19 protein-coding genes are annotated in these 18,921 nt (G+C 40.2%); 9 read left to right on the plus strand and 10 right to left on the minus strand.

Features of this window, described 5'->3' with window-relative positions:
- Window positions 1-301: 301 nt before the first annotated feature.
- Window positions 302-3,172 carry a DNA topoisomerase (ATP-hydrolyzing) subunit A gene (gene gyrA, locus MORIYA_RS05510; protein WP_112713375.1) on the minus strand — a complete coding sequence of 957 codons (2,871 nt, stop codon included), beginning with the start codon at window positions 3,170-3,172 and terminating at the stop codon, window positions 302-304.
- 240 nt (window positions 3,173-3,412) lie between these two features.
- Here gyrA and ubiG point away from each other — a divergent pair, with 240 nt between their 5' ends.
- From ubiG to MORIYA_RS05535, 5 genes are all read left to right on the plus strand, one after another.
- The gene (gene ubiG, locus MORIYA_RS05515; RefSeq protein ID WP_112713377.1) at window positions 3,413-4,111 is read left to right on the plus strand and encodes a bifunctional 2-polyprenyl-6-hydroxyphenol methylase/3-demethylubiquinol 3-O-methyltransferase UbiG; all 699 of its coding nucleotides are present in this window, start codon (window positions 3,413-3,415) and stop codon (window positions 4,109-4,111) included.
- A 543-nt stretch (window positions 4,112-4,654) separates the two neighbouring features.
- Entirely contained in the window at window positions 4,655-6,928 is a 2,274-nt protein-coding gene (nrdA, locus tag MORIYA_RS05520; protein ID WP_112713379.1) for a class 1a ribonucleoside-diphosphate reductase subunit alpha, read from the plus strand.
- 80 nt (window positions 6,929-7,008) lie between these two features.
- The gene (gene nrdB / locus MORIYA_RS05525; RefSeq protein WP_112713381.1) at window positions 7,009-8,139 is read left to right on the plus strand and encodes a class Ia ribonucleoside-diphosphate reductase subunit beta; all 1,131 of its coding nucleotides are present in this window, start codon (window positions 7,009-7,011) and stop codon (window positions 8,137-8,139) included.
- The gene (gene yfaE, locus MORIYA_RS05530) at window positions 8,139-8,402 is read left to right on the plus strand and encodes a class I ribonucleotide reductase maintenance protein YfaE (protein ID WP_112713383.1); all 264 of its coding nucleotides are present in this window, start codon (window positions 8,139-8,141) and stop codon (window positions 8,400-8,402) included. The genes nrdB and yfaE overlap by 1 nt, the downstream gene beginning before the upstream one ends.
- A gap of 156 nt (window positions 8,403-8,558) precedes the next feature.
- Window positions 8,559-9,401 carry a DUF692 domain-containing protein gene (locus MORIYA_RS05535; protein WP_112713385.1) on the plus strand — a complete coding sequence of 281 codons (843 nt, stop codon included), beginning with the start codon at window positions 8,559-8,561 and terminating at the stop codon, window positions 9,399-9,401.
- 140 nt (window positions 9,402-9,541) lie between these two features.
- Here the strand turns inward: MORIYA_RS05535 and MORIYA_RS05540 are convergent, their stop codons facing one another.
- A complete protein-coding gene (locus MORIYA_RS05540) occupies window positions 9,542-9,748 on the minus strand; it encodes a DUF3565 domain-containing protein (RefSeq protein ID WP_112713387.1) in 207 nt (68 codons plus the stop codon).
- Window positions 9,749-9,951: 203 nt separating this feature from the next.
- On the opposite strand from MORIYA_RS05540, the gene MORIYA_RS05545 reads away from it, so the two are divergent.
- On the plus strand, window positions 9,952-10,704 hold the full coding sequence (locus MORIYA_RS05545; protein WP_112713389.1) for a sulfite exporter TauE/SafE family protein: 753 nt from the start codon (window positions 9,952-9,954) through the stop codon (window positions 10,702-10,704).
- Between the two features lie 157 nt (window positions 10,705-10,861).
- Here MORIYA_RS05545 and MORIYA_RS05550 read toward each other — a convergent pair whose 3' ends face one another.
- The gene (locus tag MORIYA_RS05550) at window positions 10,862-11,290 is read right to left on the minus strand and encodes a DUF4399 domain-containing protein (protein WP_112718464.1); all 429 of its coding nucleotides are present in this window, start codon (window positions 11,288-11,290) and stop codon (window positions 10,862-10,864) included.
- 172 nt (window positions 11,291-11,462) lie between these two features.
- Window positions 11,463-12,467, minus strand: a complete 1,005-nt coding sequence (trhO, locus tag MORIYA_RS05555; RefSeq protein ID WP_112713391.1) for an oxygen-dependent tRNA uridine(34) hydroxylase TrhO — start codon at window positions 12,465-12,467, stop codon at window positions 11,463-11,465.
- 303 nt (window positions 12,468-12,770) lie between these two features.
- On the opposite strand from trhO, the gene MORIYA_RS05560 reads away from it, so the two are divergent.
- Together MORIYA_RS05560 and MORIYA_RS05565 are read left to right on the plus strand one after the other, a co-directional pair.
- Entirely contained in the window at window positions 12,771-13,310 is a 540-nt protein-coding gene (locus MORIYA_RS05560) for a hypothetical protein (protein WP_112713393.1), read from the plus strand.
- A gap of 111 nt (window positions 13,311-13,421) precedes the next feature.
- Window positions 13,422-13,769 (plus strand): DUF4156 domain-containing protein, encoded by a 348-nt coding sequence (locus MORIYA_RS05565; protein ID WP_112713395.1) that lies wholly within the window; start codon window positions 13,422-13,424, stop codon window positions 13,767-13,769.
- 12 nt (window positions 13,770-13,781) lie between these two features.
- On the opposite strand, the gene MORIYA_RS05570 is transcribed toward MORIYA_RS05565, so the two are convergent.
- Window positions 13,782-14,702: a hypothetical protein gene (locus MORIYA_RS05570; protein ID WP_112713397.1), complete on the minus strand. Its 921-nt coding sequence runs from the start codon at window positions 14,700-14,702 to the stop codon at window positions 13,782-13,784.
- Between the two features lie 292 nt (window positions 14,703-14,994).
- On the opposite strand from MORIYA_RS05570, the gene MORIYA_RS05575 reads away from it, so the two are divergent.
- Window positions 14,995-15,741, plus strand: coding sequence for a glycerophosphoryl diester phosphodiesterase (locus tag MORIYA_RS05575; protein ID WP_112713399.1), 747 nt, complete (start codon window positions 14,995-14,997; stop codon window positions 15,739-15,741).
- 127 nt (window positions 15,742-15,868) lie between these two features.
- Here the strand turns inward: MORIYA_RS05575 and grcA are convergent, their stop codons facing one another.
- From grcA to MORIYA_RS05600, 5 genes are all read right to left on the minus strand, one after another.
- Window positions 15,869-16,291, minus strand: coding sequence for an autonomous glycyl radical cofactor GrcA (gene grcA / locus MORIYA_RS05580; RefSeq protein ID WP_112713401.1), 423 nt, complete (start codon window positions 16,289-16,291; stop codon window positions 15,869-15,871).
- 156 nt (window positions 16,292-16,447) lie between these two features.
- Complete coding sequence (locus MORIYA_RS05585) at window positions 16,448-17,134, minus strand: SCO family protein (protein WP_112713403.1); 687 nt, start codon at window positions 17,132-17,134, stop codon at window positions 16,448-16,450.
- Window positions 17,135-17,204: 70 nt separating this feature from the next.
- On the minus strand, window positions 17,205-17,522 hold the full coding sequence (locus MORIYA_RS05590; RefSeq protein ID WP_112713405.1) for a cytochrome C oxidase subunit IV family protein: 318 nt from the start codon (window positions 17,520-17,522) through the stop codon (window positions 17,205-17,207).
- 9 nt (window positions 17,523-17,531) lie between these two features.
- Window positions 17,532-18,209, minus strand: coding sequence for a heme-copper oxidase subunit III family protein (locus MORIYA_RS05595; RefSeq protein WP_112713407.1), 678 nt, complete (start codon window positions 18,207-18,209; stop codon window positions 17,532-17,534).
- A gap of 9 nt (window positions 18,210-18,218) precedes the next feature.
- Complete coding sequence (locus tag MORIYA_RS05600; protein ID WP_112713409.1) at window positions 18,219-18,920, minus strand: cytochrome c oxidase subunit 3; 702 nt, start codon at window positions 18,918-18,920, stop codon at window positions 18,219-18,221.
- Window position 18,921: the final 1 nt, after the last annotated feature.

An 18,921-nucleotide genomic window follows, 5' to 3' on the forward strand; every position in this document is an offset into this window, starting at 1 on the left:
TAGCAAGGGTGACCCTTTATGCGCAGTCGGCTTTACGCAATTTTGGACGCTTACCCACCCATTCCGCCGAAACAGGTTACGGTTAGTTGTGTACATCTAACTTCCAATAGCTTCCTTCAGACCCCTCCGTTGACCAGTGACGCCCTTGCCATTCAGATTATCTTCCCTTAGTCAGGGTGACTTCACTTTCTTGCAAGTAAACGGGTTTGCTAGCTTTACTGGGCAAACAAAAAAGGCCTGTTACTCTAGGAGTAACAGGCCTTATAGATCTAGGTTAAGTACATCACTGCACCACCCTTAATTACTCTTCAGTAGCTTCTTCTGCGCTGTCTGTTGCATCTGTAACATCAGTTGCAGTCGCATCCGTTGGAGTAGCTGGAGCTTCGGTTGCTGCTTCTGCATTTTCTGCATCAACAACAACTGCGTTCTCATCTTCTTCAACTTCATCGATACGTTGTAAACCAACAACAAGCTCACCGTCACTAGTACGGATCAAACGAACACCTTGGGTATTACGACCAACCATAGATACTTCAGAAGCACGTGTTCTTACTAGCGTACCGCCATTCGTAATAAGCATCAACTCATCACCTTCAAGCACTTGCGTGGCGCCAACAACTTTACCGTTACGTTCACTTACTTTAATTGATACAACACCCTTAGTACCGCGACTCTTTGCAGGGTATTCTCCAAGTGCAGTTCGTTTACCGAAACCGTTTTCTGTTGCTGTTAAGATTGCACCATCGTTCTTCGGTACGATCAACGAAACAACTTTTTGGCCTTCTTCAAGTTTGATACCACGAACACCAGTCGCTGTACGACCCATAGGACGTACACCTTTAAACTTGATTTTTGGTTTAGCTTCTTCTAAAACAGGCTTACCGTCTTCATCAAGAACAGGGTTACCTTCCTCGTCAAGAACAGGTTTAGCTTCTTCTAAAACAGGGTTACCCTCTTCGTCAAGAACCGGGTTACCTTCCTCGTCAAGAACAGGTTTAGCTTCTTCTAAAACAGGGTTACCGTCTTCATCAAGTACAGGTATTTCTTCAAACTCGCAGAAACGTACTACTTTACCTTCATCAGAGAACAACATAATGTCGTTAGTACCGTCAGTGATATCAACACCAATCAGTTCATCCTCATCATTCAGGTTAACAGCGATGATACCGCCAGCACGAGGCTTGCTGTATGAACTTAATGCTGTTTTCTTCACTGTACCGTTAGCCGTAGCCATGAAGACAAACTTGTCATCTTCAAATTCGGCCACTGGTAAGATCGCAGTAATACGCTCACCATCTTGCAGTGGTAGTAAATTAACAATTGGTTTACCACGGGCTTGACGACTGGCTAATGGTAATTGATATACCTTCATCCAGTATAAGCGACCACGGCTTGAGAAACACAGAATATGATCATGCGTATTAGCAACCAACAGACGTTCAATGAAATCTTCTTCTTTCATCTTCGTTGCTGATTTACCTTTACCACCACGACGCTGCGCTTCGTAATCGGTAATAGGCTGATACTTAACATAACCTTCATGAGACAGTGTTACAACAACTTCTTCACGTTCAATTAAGTCTTCTAAATTAATGTCTGCGCTGCTTGCCGAGATCTCGGTACGACGTTCATCACCAAAGTTATCTTTTATTTCTTGTAGCTCTTCAGTGATCACTTCAAGTAAACGCGAAGGCGTATTAAGGATATGCAATAACTCAGCAATAGCATCGAGCAATTCTTTATATTCATTAAGGATCTTCTCGTGCTCTAGACCTGTCAGCTTGTGTAAACGTAAGTCTAGGATCGCTTGTGCTTGTATTTCAGTTAAGAAATACGAACCTTCTCGAATACCGTATTCAGGCTCTAACCATTCAGGACGTGCTGCATCATCGCCTGCACGCTCTAACATTGTAGCCACGTCACCTAATTGCCAACCACGGCTGGTCAAGGCTTTTTTCGCTTCTGCAGATGTTGCCGATTGCTTGATTAAAGTAATAATGTCATCAATATTTGCCAATGCAATCGCTAACGACTCAAGAATATGAGCACGCTCACGCGCTTTACGCAGTTCAAACACAGTACGACGTGTAACAACTTCACGACGGTGACGTAAGAACGCATCTAGCATTTCTTTTAACGTGAATATTTTTGGTTGCTTGTCGATCAAAGCAACCATATTGATACCAAATACAACCTGCATTTGCGTTTGCGCATAAAGATTATTTAGTACCACTTCACCAACGGCATCACGCTTAACTTCAACAACCATACGCATACCATCTTTATCAGATTCGTCGCGTAGTGCACTGATGCCTTCGATTTTTTTATCTTTCACAAACTCAGCAATACGTTCAATCAAACGTGCTTTGTTTACTTGATACGGTAGTTGGTAAACAACAATCGTTTCTCTGCCACGATCATTGGTTTCAATTTTAGCGCGAGCACGAATATGAATTTTACCACGACCAGTACGGTAAGCCTGCTCGATGCCTGCTTTACCATTAATGATACCGTGTGTTGGGAAATCTGGACCAGGGATATATTCCATTATTTCTTCAAGACTTAGGTCTGGATTTTGAATTAATGCTAAACAAGCATTAATCACCTCGTTCAAATTATGAGGTGGAATATTGGTTGCCATACCTACTGCAATACCCGATGAACCGTTAACCAATAGGTTAGGAACACGCGTTGGCATAACTTCCGGAATGAATTCTGTACCATCATAGTTAGGTACGAAATCGACTGTTTCCTTGTCTAAATCTGCAAGTAATTCATGCGCAATTTTTGACATTCTGATTTCGGTATAACGCATTGCGGCTGCAGAATCGCCGTCAACAGAACCGAAGTTACCTTGACCATCAATCAGCATGTAGCGCAAAGAGAAAGGCTGCGCCATACGTACAATAGTGTCATAAACAGCTGTATCACCGTGTGGGTGATATTTACCGATTACGTCACCAACAACACGTGCTGATTTTTTATATGGTTTGTTCCAATCATTCTTTAGTTCGTTCATCGCAAATAAAACACGGCGATGAACTGGCTTTAAACCATCACGAACATCAGGAAGAGCACGACCAACAATAACGCTCATTGCGTAATCTAAATAGGAATTTTTTAATTCGTCTTCAATATTGATGGGTGTGATTGATGTGGCTAAATTACTCATATAAGCCTTTACCCCTAAGTTTTAAAGTGCTTTCTATTATATTTTTTAGAGATTCATTCTAGCATAATATTTACCAGCAAATACAATATATAAGAAAATTAACTCTCTTGATTACAATTTTATTCACTCCCCCATAAATAATACTTCTGAAATCGTTTTATCGTTATATACTGTGCCCATATTTATTATTTTTCACCTCTATTTCTTTTTCACCTTATTAACGTATCAAGAAGACTTTGTATGAATGTAGATAAACAGGAAATCGCTAAATTTGAAGCCATGGCCAGTCGTTGGTGGGATCCAGCAGGTGACTTCAAGCCATTACATCAAATCAATCCATTACGCTTAGACTACATAGATGAGCGCTGTGGAGGCCTATTTGGAAAAAAAGTTCTTGATGTAGGCTGTGGTGGCGGTATCTTAACAGAAAGCATGGCTCGCCGCGGTGCACAAGCACTTGGAGTTGATATGGGTAAAGAGCCCCTCAACGTAGCTAAATTGCACGCACTTGAATCCGGTACTAAAGTTGAATACCGTCAAGTATTAATCGAAGATTTAGCAGAAGAACAACCAAATAGCTTTGATGTTATTACCTGCATGGAAATGCTAGAGCATGTGCCCGATCCCGGGTCTGTAGTGAACGCTTGCATGCGTCTGGTAAAACCGGGTGGTCATGTATTTTTCTCGACAATTAACCGTAATTTAAAATCATACTTGTTCATGATTGTTGGTGCCGAGAAAATCCTAAAAATGATACCAAACGGTACCCATGACCATAAGAAATTTATCCGACCTTCTGAACTATTACACTGGGTTGATCAATCGGGTCTATATTGCCACCACATGACAGGCCTGCATTACATTCCATTAGTTGATCAGTTCAAGCTAGGCGAGAATGTTGACGTTAACTATATGCTACATACGCAGCTTATCGATTAATACCACAATTGATGTCGTTATCCTTTCACCTAACAGCACCCTCGCAGTTAGGTGAGTACGCCACCCTCAGTCTAAATAATTCAACTTAAGTCCTTATCCGCATTCTCAAACAAAGTTAGCTACTTTATGGGTAATATGAAATTTACTGTGTACAAAATGACGGTATTGTTTGTAATAACAACCACCACTCAAATTCGAATATAATACTTGCGTGATAGTTTTCTAAACGAATCAGCTGTAAATATAATCAAATTATTTGAGGATCCTCACACAAGTGTGGCAACACTTTTTTTTCTTTTTTTTTCACTTTAACTGTTGATTTTTGCTAACCGTAATTGATTACTGAGGCCAGAATGTAAGTCGCCACTAACTCACAAAATTATCCGCATGTTGTTCTGTTTAGTGCTACTTGCCAAACACCGATTATCCCTCTATCTTGTATGCATGAATACAGGACAACACTACATCTTGTGTATTAACAAGAATATCAATGCTAGTGTTGGTGGCAACATTCTTAACATTGTTTTAAGGTCAGTCAGCTAAATGAATAAGAATTTACTAGTTACAAAACGCAGCGGTAAGCAAGAAACGATCGATCTTGAAAAGATCCACCGCGTGATCAAATGGGCAGCCAAAGGATTGGATCATGTATCAGTATCACTGGTCGAGTTAAAATCTCACATCCAATTTTATGACGGTATTCGCACTGAAGATATACATGAAACCATGATCAAGGCTGCGGCGGATTTAATTAGTGAAGAAGCGCCAGATTACCAATATCTGTCGGCGCGTTTAGCCGTATTCCACCTACGTAAGAAAGCATACGGTAAATTTGAACCACCTGCGCTTTATGACCATGTGAAATTCAATGTTGATGCGCTACGTTATGATGCACATCTACTTGCTGATTATACTGCTGAAGAATTCGCCGAAATGGATGAGTTCGTTGATCACTGGCGTGACATGAACTTCTCTTACGCTGCGATTAAACAGTTAGAAGGTAAATACCTACTACAAAACCGTGTTACTGGTGCCATCTTCGAAAGCCCACAATTTCTATATATCTTAGTAGCGGCGAGCTTATTTGCCACTTACGACAAATCTGTGCGTATGGACTATGTTCGCCGTTTCTACGAAGCAACATCAACCTTTAAGATCTCATTACCAACGCCAATTATGGCGGGTGTGCGTACTCCTACGCGTCAATTCAGCTCGTGTGTACTGATTGAGTGTGACGATAGTCTTGATTCTATCAATGCAGTATCTAACTCTATTGTTAAATATGTGTCGCAACGTGCGGGTATCGGTATCAATGCAGGTCGTATTCGTGCACTAGGTAGCTCAATCCGTGGTGGCGAAGCATTCCATACTGGTTGTATCCCATTCTACAAACACTTCCAGACAGCCGTTAAATCTTGCTCTCAAGGTGGCGTTCGTGGTGGTGCAGCAACATTATTCTACCCATTATGGCACTTAGAAGTTGAATCACTGCTTGTACTTAAGAATAACCGGGGTGTTGAAGAAAACCGCGTACGTCATCTTGACTACGGCGTGCAACTTAACCGTTTAATGTACCAACGTTTAATTGATAACAAAAACATTACCTTATTTAGCCCATCTGATGTTGATGGTTTATATGATGCATTCTTCCAAGATCAGGATGAATTCGAGCGTCTATACACGCTTTACGAACAAGACCCATCAATTCGCAAGCAAACGATTAAAGCCAGCGAACTGTTTGCTTTACTCATGCAAGAACGTGCAAGTACCGGTCGTATCTACATTCAGAATGTGGATCACTGCAATACCCACAGCCCATTTGACCCAGCTGTAGCTCCGATAAGACAAAGTAACTTATGTCTAGAAATTGCTCTGCCAACGAAACCAATGCAACACCCTGGTGATGAAGATGGTGAAATTGCGCTATGTACATTATCAGCGTTCAACCTTGGTGCAATTAAAGACCTAAGTGAATTAGAAAATCTTGCAGACCTTGCAGTTCGCGCACTCGATAGCTTACTTGATTACCAAGACTACCCAATGCCAGCGGCTGAAAAGTCGACAATGGCGCGTCGTTCATTAGGTATAGGCGTGATTAACTTCGCATACTACCTTGCAAAAAATGGGGTTAAATACTCAGACGGAAGTGCCAACAACTTAACGCATAGAACATTTGAAGCAATTCAATTCTATCTATTAAAAGCGTCAATGAACCTATCGAAAGAACGTGGTCCATGTTTAGCATTTCATGAAACAACTTACGCTCAAGGTATTTTACCAATTGATACCTATAAATCATCGTTAGATGAGATCTGTGATGAAGCATTACACCTAGACTGGGAAACATTACGTAGCGAAATTAAAGAACACGGCTTACGTAACTCAACGCTAACCGCATTGATGCCATCAGAAACATCAAGCCAGATTTCAAATGCGACAAACGGTATTGAGCCACCTCGTGGTTTAATCAGTATTAAAGCAAGTAAAGACGGTATCTTGAAACAAGTGGTACCTGATTACGAAAATCTACGTGATAGCTACGAGTTACTTTGGGACATTCCAAGTAATACCGGTTATTTACAACTGGTTGGTTTGATGCAGAAATTCGTTGACCAAGCGATTTCAGCTAACACTAACTATGATCCACAACGTTTCCCAGGGCAAAAAGTACCAATGACAACGTTGTTAACCGACCTGATGTTAGCGTATAAGTACGGCCTAAAAACGCTTTACTACCATAACACCCGTGACGGTGCATCCGACGTAGATGTCGTTAAAGAAGACGAGGACTGTGAAGGCGGCGCATGTAAGATCTAAACAATCATATTACATATAACCTACACCCTTTCATTTGGCAGCTTAGGCTGCCAATTTAATGTATAAAATAGAGATGACCAATGAGTTACACTACTTTTTGCCAAACCCCAAATGATCAATTAAAAGAACCCATGTTTTTCGGCCAACATGTTAACGTTTCCCGCTTTGACCAACAAAAATATGAAATTTTTGAAAAGTTAATTGAACGTCAGTTATCATTTTTTTGGCGACCAGAAGAAGTTGATGTAAGTAAAGACCGTATTGATTATCAACAATTACCTGATCACGAAAAACACATTTTTATCAGTAACCTGAAATACCAAACATTATTAGACAGTATTCAAGGCCGCTCTCCTAACGTTGCATTTTTACCACTAGTGTCACTACCAGAACTAGAAACTTGGATCGAAACCTGGTCATTCAGTGAAACTATTCACTCACGCTCGTACACCCATATTATTCGTAATATTATTAACGACCCATCAGAAGTATTCGATGATATCGTTGCCAATGAAGAGATCCTAAAACGCGCCAAAGACATTGCCGGTTATTACGATGACTTAATCAATGCGACTCAACAACTACACCAACTTGGTGAAGGCTCACATGTCATAAACGGTGAAACCATTGTCGTTAGCCAGCGTGCTGTGAAGAAGAAGCTATACCTAGCAATGGTATCGGTAAACGTACTTGAAGCGGTCCGTTTCTATGTCAGTTTTGCTTGTTCTTTCGCTTTTGCAGAACGTGAATTAATGGAAGGTAACGCTAAAATCATCAAGCTTATTGCCCGTGATGAAGCCCTGCATTTAACCGGTACCCAGCACATTCTAAACTTAATGGCGGACGGTAAAGACGACCCTGAGATGCAAGAGATCTCGATTGAGTGCTTCCAAGAAACACAAAAAATCTTTACCGATGCAGCGCAGCAAGAAAAAGAATGGGCAGAATATCTGTTCAAAGATGGGTCTATGATAGGCTTGAATAAAGATATTCTTTCTGATTATATTGAATACATTACCAATATCCGTATGGCGGCCGTTGGTCTACCTGTGGCGTTTGAAGTGAAAAGCAACCCACTACCGTGGATCAATGCTTGGTTAATCTCTGATAACGTACAAGTTGCACCACAAGAGTCAGAAATCAGCTCATACCTAGTTGGTCAAATTAACGCTGAAATCAACCACGCAGATATTGGTTCATTCGTTTTATAATGCCGATTACGCTGACAACTGATTCAGGGAGCTTTCAGGTTTCAAGCCAAGATAGCTCTCTGCTCGATACACTTGAGCGCACTGGACATCAAATTGAATACCAGTGCCGCCAGGGTTATTGTGGCGCTTGCCGCACGATACTCACTTCCGGCACAGTGACTTATACAACTGATCCGTTAGCCACCGTGGCACCCGGTTCGATATTACCTTGTTGCTGCAAAGCAGATAGTGATATTAAACTTACCGTGACAGCGGTTATATAACGGTTGCAGCATAATATACTCGACACTTATACAATACAACTCTCAATACCTTACAAGATTGAGTGTGATTTACTTTGCAAAACCACAAAACCTTACCCATACTCCTTTCAATAACGCACAGAACTTCAAAGGCGTATTTAAACATAGGACAACTTTATGCTAGATGATTTAGTTGGGATCGGAATGCGTCCAGCGCATTATGAGCAACTCACCAATAGCCAAGTGGATATAGGCTGGCTAGAAGTTCACAGTGAAAATCACTTTGAGACTAATTCAGAGGCGACTTATTACTTAGATAAAGCCAGTGACCGCTACCCTATCAGTTTACACGGTGTCGGCTTAGCACTCTCTTCTCAAGAGCTGCTTGATACCATCCATATTCATAACATTAAAAAATTGGTTGACCGTTATCAGCCATTTTGTATATCAGAGCATTTAGGTTGGAGTTCAATTGCTGGCCAGCATTATAGCGATGCGTCGCCAGTATCCTATACAGAAGAGAACTTAAAGCATGTTATTGGGCGTATAGCGCAAATTCAACAAATTTTAGGCCAAGCAATTGCAATCGAAAATCCCGCCTGTTATAGCAAAAATAAAAACAACACCCTAACCGAAGCCGCCTTTTTAACCGAGTTACAAGCCGCCACAAACTGTACAATATTACTCGATATTAACAATGTTCATATCAGTAGTCACCAGCTTGAATTCAACCCTTATGATTACTTAGCATCGATACCAAGCCATATCGTCAGCGAGATCCACCTCTCTGGTAGCAATAAACTATTAAAAAATAACCGCATCACCTTCGACCAAGAACATAGCCAGAAAGTAACACCCGAAGTATGGCAGCTATTTGAATATTACTTACAGCATTGCAACACAATCCCGACCTTGATTGAATGGGATGCTAATATCCCCCGGCTCGGCGAATTACTACATGAAGCATCTACGGCGCAAAGAATGATACTTAAATCGCAACACTTTAAAAACGCATGTTAATCCGACATCAATTTACCAGCCATTAACTCGCCTGCTTAAGTGAGTGCGGTGTTCATCAAATTTGCCTTTTAGCGTGATTTTTTAAGGTATTAAAACCAACTATACGCTTTGATTTACTTTCGCGAATCAAAATAAAACCGTTAAACCTTGTCGCGAGGTGCACCTTCATCGCATTTTTTACAGTTAAGTTCATACCCTAACATAGATTCACGTCCATCGACGGTAACAACCCACGGGCGACAAAACCAAGGTGGGTTGTGGCGAACATGCTGAAAATGATCACATGCTAGTTCAGCTACCCAATCATCCTCTTCATCTTTGTGATAACCAACAATAGGTTGTTTCATTTTACTCTCCAATCAAATCATTTCCTAATTTACACTAAATAACGCGTTAAAGGATATAGATTAATTGAGTAATGCTTGTATTCTCAGTACAATAAAAACCACTTTCGAAAATGTTAAGTAATTACGCAGAACAATGCATTCATACCAACTTTGATGAGTAAATACCGCGAGTTCGTATTAATTACCACGATTAGGAATACATCATGCTCGTCGAAACTTTACTGCCCTTCATGGCCATAATAGCTGTCGCAACCTACGTACAAAGTGTCGCAGGCTTTGCTTTAGGCATGATAGTCATGGGGACAGTGACTACGTTTAATTTAGTTCCCATTGCATTTACTTCAGTTGTAATTAGTTTTGTTACCTTAATTAATAGTATCTTTATACTGAAAGGCTCTATTCAACAACTCAATAAACGATTGATATTATTAACCGTTGCGGGGATGCTGCCAGGTTTAATTATTGGTTTAACATTACTTGAATTCTTAAGCAGTGAATACAACCAAATGTTACAAAATATCCTTGGTGTCGCCATTATTGGAGCCGGTATTAGCATGATTGTACAATCACCACATAAAGATCGCCAACAATCTCGTGAAGGTATGTTCTTTGGTGCTGGCACTGCGTCGGGTATTTTGACTGGTATGTTTAGTATGGGTGGTCCGCCACTGGTTTATATCTTCTATCGTCAACCTTTTACACTCAACCTCATTCGTTTATATCTATTAAGCATTTTCTTTGTTAGCTCTATCAGCCGAATTACGATGGTCGGTATTCAAGGCGGACTGACCATCGACATGCTGTTATTCGCAATAATTTGTATACCGGTTGTACTTGGAGTCAGCTGGATTGCTAGACGTTATCCACCGCCGATCAGCTTAGATACCATGCGTAAAATTGCGTTCTGCATGTTAATGGTTATTGGCGTGAGCTTACTTATTAATTCAAATCATTAATACCAAGTCCTGACTTTACTGTCTTGATGACCGATAGGCCGGCCAAACTAACCTCAGTATTAAGCTCGATCCCGTTAGGGTATTTAGCGATGTTTTTAATCACGGTATTACTGTTTAACGCTATGCGTCTACCGCTGATCATGGCGGCTATTACCCACTACTTAACAATAACCGTTATTTTTTTCGACATTAGCGGCTGGTCATGGGGTACATGTGCATAATTCCCCAACAGTAACTGCAAAGTATGCTTACCCGGTTTTAGTGTTAGTTGGGTTTCCGTTTGACCACCACCAAAATGGCGTACTTTATCTGTCGCTTGTAACGGTTTAGTCAAATTTGGCAACACCTTAGTATCAATAAGCAAGTGGTGATGCGCCGTTTTAACGCGATCGATTCCCGCAGGTGCAATACCCATTCCACGTAAACCAAACCTAACCGTAAATGTTGGTGACACAATGTCTCCGTCTACCGGATTAATAATGTATACACTGGCGCCTGACGGGGTTGTATTTCCTGACTCCTGTTGCAATGCAAACACATTAAAACTCACCATAAACAATACCAATAATAATGATTTTCTTAACATACTTAGCGCCCCATTAATGAATGTTTTCACCATCTTGCATTAATTGTAGACCACGCCAAAAATTATAAACAATAATCTCCAATTGCAGGTAATCAAAAACCGCTGATAAGTTACTATTCTAAGTAACCTAGCTCAGCGGTTTTTTGTTTAAAGCATGTCTAAACTTAACGTATTACTTCGCGTTTTGCTCTGCTTTCTTCTTGGCTTTTTCTGCACGACGTTCATCGATAATGTGTTTAATTCCACCACCGATATGTGACTCACCACGTTGCTCAGCTAATTCCATTTGACGTTCACGTTCTGCAAAACGGCTACGCTGTGTATCAGATACTTGATCGTGGCAACGGTGACAACTAAGGCCTTTCACGTAATGTTCACTTTGCATTTCGTCTTGCGTTAACGGATAACGACAAGCGAAACATTGGTCACATTCGCCTTGTTCTAGATCGTGATTTACGGAAACACGCGCATCGAATACAAAGCACTCACCTTCCCACATTGTTTCTTCTTTTGGCACTTCTTCAAGATACTTAAGAATACCGCCTTCTAAATGATAAACTTCGTCAAAACCTTGCTCTTTTAAATACGCAGTAGATTTTTCACAACGAATACCACCGGTACAATACATAGCTACTTTCTTGTGCTTATTTTTATCTAAGTTGTTTTTAACATACTCAGGGAATTCACGGAAAGTGGTAGTATTTGGATTTACTGCGTTTTGGAATGTACCGATCTCAATTTCATAATCGTTACGCGTATCAATCAAAATCACGTCAGGATCAGAAATAAGTGCATTCCAATCTTTCGGTTTTACATACGTGCCAACCACTTGGTTCGGATCAATACCTTCAACACCCATAGTTACGATCTCTTTTTTCAACTTAACCTTAGTACGTAAGAACGGATTCTCATCGTTATAAGATTCTTTGAAAGAGATTTCGCCCAGACTTGGGTCTTGAGATAAAAAGCTTAATACAGCATCAATACCTGCTTGTGGCCCTGCAATTGTACCGTTAATACCCTCAGCCGCTAATAACAGCGTACCGCGAACATCTTGGCTTTCCATTTTTGCTAATAAAGGCGCGCGTAACACTTCGAAATTTTCTAAACGTACGAATTTATATAATGCACAAACGGTAATCTGAGCAGTATTATTGGTAGTGATTGGTGCTGACATTTGGTTATTCCCCATTGAGCTAACTGGAACGTAAATCCAGAGCTGTAGATTAAGGCGCGATGGTAACAGAAAGGCGATATAGCGACCAGTAAAACTGATTTAGATCAATGTAATTAATCATTACCGGGCCAAATACTATATGGCGCCCTCCTTTATCTGGCATGCCAATGCAACTTAGCTAGGGTATTCTTAACAAAGTACACAGACCCTATTTTGGTAATCGAAACGAAATGAAACGCAAAGTTATATTGAACTATACTCTGGTATAACATTCCTAAACTTGATCAATAAAAGGATAGTGTAATGAGCGTTACATCCTATATTTTAGGTTCCATATTACTTTGCAGTAGTTTTACAACTACAGCATATGACGACAGTAAATCCCAAAAGTTACTCAAAGATGCCTTGAGTGCTGCGCCTATCACCTTGCGAAGTAAAGTAACCGTACTGGATTGGGACCACAAGGTATTAAAACAAGGCTCGAATAACTACACCTGTTTTCCTACGCCGCCTCACCTAAAAGGTAAAGCCCCGATGTGTTTAGATGGTCCTTGGCGGGCATGGGCTGACGCATGGATGAACAAAAAACCATTCCAAGCTAAAGCCATGGGTATCTCGTATATGCTCGCTGGTGACGAAGGGGCAAGTAATATCGACCCTTACGCTAAAGGAAAAAAAAGTGACAATCAATGGATCAAAGAAGGCCCGCATTTAATGATCATAACCCCCGATAAAACCCTACTCGATTCACTACCGACAGATCCACGTAATGGGGGACCCTATGTGATGTGGAAAGGAACACCCTATATTCATATCATGATCCCTGTTGCTACAAAGAAATAAGACTGATTGAAGTCGTACAATACAGAGTTAAATCAAGAATTAAATACTAGGGTTATCTTAAAATGATGCCACACTTGCATCATACGAACAAATTAGCCACGGTCAGTCAGTATGATATTAAATAATCTAAAAGTTATATTCATTTTTGTTACTTGTTTAACACTTTCGGCTTGTAGCCTATTCGATATCCAGCAGCTCGACGATAAAACAAAAATCGTTAAAATTTACGATGCATTCGAGCATATTGAACAATGCCAATTCATCAATGAACTCGTTGGCTCTGAAGGCACTTGGTACAGCTATTTATTTGTTTCCAACAAAGACCTCACACTTGGCAGTATTAATGATTTAAAAAACCAAGCGAATGCAATGGGCGCTAACGCGGTCCACATTCAATATAGCTTGGATTTTAATACATCGGTGACCTTTTTTGCCCAAGCATATGACTGTGCGCAATAACTCACGTGATAATTAACGGCCGTAATAACTAATTAAGCGAAAGACACCGCCAACTTCTGTTCTGAAGTTATTGGCTTGATTAAATTCAACAAATGGTTCTACCTCACAGTACATCCATGACTTATAGATGAGATTCCGATAACGAATTGAAATGAAGTAATTTTCATTCGAAATATCTTCTGAATTATTACTTCTATTGTATTGAACGCCGCTGACGAGCAGTTGATTTTTTCCCGTCGATTTGATGTGATAAAAACCAATTTTTCGCCGTGTATTTGATTCTGTCTGAATTTTCTGCCAACTTGCGGATAAAGACAGATAGCTTTTTTCAAGCTGGTAGGCTGCAACCGTTTTTATACTTGGCTCCCAACCGTCTTGTAAAAAATAGTCCAAGCGAGGTTGCAAACTTAAATCAACCTGTTGAACTCGCCAGTTAAACTGTACTTCACTGCGAAGATAGACCTGACTACGACTGAATCCGACTCTATTTTTAACCTGCCATTTTTGATTAAACTGCTTGATGTATTGAAAAGCAACATTGACACCGTCTTGATTGTCTTGGATATGATTAGATTCATAATCTAACAAGTGTTCATCTTCATCGTCGTCATTATCAATCACCAAAGCAAACCTTTCATTCCATTGGGGTAAATGCAAAGAAACTTTAAAATTGACATCAACATCATCTAAATCTGCGGTGCGAGGTAACCAAGATAATTGTAAATAACCCTTAGCAGAAGCCCTGTCATTGCTATTATCATCACTGTCATTACTACCAATAGCATCTAACCAAGAAGCCGTGCCTTGCATCATAGTATTGACCTGATTTTGTAGAACGTCAGCCCTTGGTAACTCACTTTTCACTGACGGTACCTCTTCAGACAACGCCATAAAAGAGATAATTAAACAACTACAGGCGACAATTAACTTCATGCGCGATAACACTCTATAGGCTAGACATTGTGATGATACGGTAAGTAAAGTGTATTAACATTTATGTAATTAAGCCATTCGATCAGTGAGTCACGACGATGCAAACGTTTGGCGGTCAAATATCCCGGCAAACAGTGACAACCGATACTAAAAATAACGCGAGTTCGCAAACCAAAGAACAGCGCAAAGCAAAGTTAAACCTTTATTTAAATTTCGAATTGCGATGGTAGTATTAGTGTCATATTTCGTTTCTATAATCACATCTATTATCTCGCTACCATGTAGTTTCAAAATGTTAACAACAAAAAGATTGATTGCTCATCGTGGGATGTCATCCCTAGCGCCAGAAAATACATTAGCCGCATTCTCTTTATGTAAAGCACATAATATTCAGTGGTTCGAGTGTGACATTGATATTTTAAGAGACGGTACGATCATTGTTTCCCATGACGATACCTTAGATCGTTGTACCGACAAGAGTGGTCAGTTATATAACATCAGCCACGACGATATCGCTAATATCGATGCCGGCAGCTGGTTTGCAGACCAATTCATTGGTGAAAAACTACCCACTCTTGAACAGTTAATTACCTTAGCAAATCGGCTTGAGCTAAACATGAATATCGAAATAAAATCATGTGCAGCCAGCCCAGAGTTAACTTATACCCTTATTGATAACTTAATCGTTGGGCTGAAAAACCTAGACCCTGAGCGTGAATTAATCGTCTCAAGTTTCAACCACCTTGCACTAACCGAATTCAAACGTCGTAGCCCTGAAACTCAAGTCGCTTGTTTATTTGAAAGCCACCACTTATGGAATGATTGGAACTCAATTCTAGATTCGTGTAACGCTGACTACATCCACCCGGAAGACAAAGGTTTAACACAAGAAATGGTTCATAAATTTAAAACTGCCGGTTTTAAAGTTAACGTGTGGACAGTCAACGATCACGCGCGTGCGAATCAGTTATTCAACTGGGGCGTTGACGGTATTTGTACCGATATCGCTCATGAATTCGCAATACAAAGTATTAGCTAACCAATAATGATCTTCCGATGGATGTATCTAAACACCACATACACAACGATTAGGTAATAGAAAGTAAAAAACCCCAGTAGATACTGAGGCTTGAATAAATCAGTCAATAAAGACTTAAGAGGCTAGCTTACATTGTTTTAGCGAATGTACGCGTGATAACGTCTTGTTGCTGTTCTGATGTTAATGAGTTAAAACGCACAGCGTAACCCGATACTCGAATTGTTAGCTGTGGGTAAGCACTCGGATTTTTAATCGCATCTTCTAGCGTTTCACGTGTTAATACGTTCACGTTTAGATGTTGACCACCTTCTATTTTAGTAGGCTCTTCAATAGCAACGTCACGTGACTCAAAGTTACCTAGCTCAGCTAAACTAACAACTGCATCTTGCGCGATGAAATCATCCACAGTACCAATACATCTTGCTTTTTCTGCACTTTCATCAATGAGCCAAATTGAATTATTTAAACGCTGATCGTCAGCTTTAGTGATTTGAATACCTTTTAATTTACTCATTGCTTTACCTTCTTGTTGTATGTTTAAGCTAACCATACAACAAGAAACCTTAATAACACAAGAGTTACAACACAAATTATTAATACTTTATGGGTAGTTTACATTTATGTAGAATCGATGTTAAAACAAGGTTAAAGCGATGAGTAAAATAAACATAAAAATCAATATTTAACTCGAGTTTGTGCAGATAGGTCAACTCCCTTTAGCATCATCATAATACTGCCGTATTTGTTTGAAGTCTTCAAACAAGAGTTTCGATGATAATGTTACTTCACCAAAATGATTGGTTTCAGGTTTGAGTATGGCTTGTAATTGCCCTTTCGGGTTAATCACCATAAAAGCGACACTGTGGCTAACGCTATAATTATCATTAGTAGCTGCATACTCATAAATAGCAATAATGTTTAAGCTATTTACAAAACCTAAATAAGTAAGCCCCTCAATTTGCCTTAGCCCTATTATCTCGGGGGCAAAAAATGCCAGATAGTCAGTCAAGACTTGAGTTGTATCCCGCCGAGGATCAACGGTATAAAAAATAATATCGACATCATTCTCAAATTCGCTTTGTGCTAGATAACGCTGAAATTGACTCAGTGCTAATAACGTCATGGGACAAATGTCGGCGCAGTGCGTATAACCCGCAGCGACGATATGCCACTTCCCTAACAAGTCAGCTTGAGTAAAAGGCTGGCCATGCTGATCTTGTAATACAAAGTCCGCAATTGGCATGGCCTCACTCAAGGCGACACCATTAACTTTCGCTACGGGTTGCGATTGATATAAAGCAAACAAGATCCTTAGCGCAATAAAAAAAACGAATATGAGGCTTAAGCCTACGCCGGTATATAAAAATTTATTAGCAGTTTTTTTTAAGGCCAATTAAGGATACTCCATTAACCACATTTGATTGTAAACACCGATTCATAAAACCCTGTTTATGAACACCTCTTTATAAAAGCCTATTTATAAATACATAGCTGGCTTCTATATTCATTAAGGTAATGAATATCAATATCGCAATGGGAGGAATGAATAACAATAGCTTCACTGCAAACCGCTCCCAATTCAGATGCATGAACACGGCTAAAATAAGCCCAGCTTTCATGAGCATGAACATCAAGATAAGTGCCCAGCGTAAATAACCTTGAACCTGCATGTAATCGACCATGTAAGAACAAGCGCTTAAGATAAACAGCAATAACCATGCCTTAAGATAAAGGCTAATGGGATGCACTTGACCCACTTTATGTGTTTGTGTGGACTTCATGATCACACCTCACCAAAGATAGAAAAAAGCAAAAATGAATACCCAGACCAAATCAACAAAATGCCAATATAGCCCAGCTATTTCGACCATGTGATAACCTTTTTTTTCATAATCGCCCGCATGTACACGCTTGGCGACCACTAACAGATAAATAACCCCAACACTGACATGCAAACCATGAAACCCAGTGATCATAAAAAAGGTAGCGCCAAATTGTACAGCGCCAAATGGATTACTCCACGGCCGAACCCCTTCTTCAAAGATCAACTTACTCCACTCAAACGCTTGCATACCGACAAAGGAAATACCGAATAACGCCGTGATAAATATCAGTACACTGGCTTTACGTTTATCGCCTTGATAGGCAAAGTTAACCGCCAATGCCATCGTGCCACTACTGGTAATAAGTATGAAGGTCATAATAGCAATTAACACTAAAGGTACGTGCTCACCTGCTATCGTTAACGCAAATACGTCACTCGTATTCGGCCAAGCATCCACAGCACTCATTCGCACGCTCATATAAGTGGTTAAAAAAATACCAAAAATAAAAGTATCACTGAGTAAAAATATCCACATCATAAACTTAGGCCAAGGCATATCAAACACGGTGCGATCATTAGACCAATCTGCTACGGCACTTTGCCAGCCTTTCTTGTCATCATCATTGTGGCTGTTATTATTCATGAACGTCTCCTAAAAACCACAAAGCAATGCAATCGTTTTGTAAGTGTCTGGTGTTGCCGTTAACAATGCAAACAACAGCATCCACACAATAAACAAATAATGCCAATACCAAACACATAAGTGTAAATTGGCAGTCAATCGTTCACTATCAGCATGTCGAACAAAGGTAACCACAACCCGTATTAATGCAATAAAACCACCTGCCAAATGTAATCCATGAATACCTGTAAACAAATAAAAATAACTGTTGGCAGGGTTACCATTTACGGCGAAACCTGACGCAGTAAGCTGTTTCCACACCAATAATTGCCCGATTAAAAACAAACAGCTAAATAATCCAGTCAGACATAACGTCAACACCATACGAGTATGTGTCACGCGCTCGTTAATCGGCTTAGATGTCGCGGCAAAGCGGATAGAAATGGACGCGAGTAATAAAAACGCGCTATTTACCCAAAGGGTAACGGGATTGCTAAAGGGCAGCCAAGGCGGGCCCGCTAACGCCGTAAAATCGGGATATTGTGAGCGTGATAAGAAGGTGATTGAAATCAACAAAAAGACAACCGTCACCACCATCAAAAAGAACACCAGCGCGGTTTTAGTTGATTGAATCTGAATCACGCTTAAGCACTGTGTCTGATTATACGATTCGGTCATATCAGCATCGTCTGACAACCAAGGCTTACTGAGTAATTGGCGAATAATGTTCATT

This window comes from Moritella yayanosii (assembly GCF_900465055.1).
GTDB lineage: Bacteria > Pseudomonadota > Gammaproteobacteria > Enterobacterales > Moritellaceae > Moritella > Moritella yayanosii.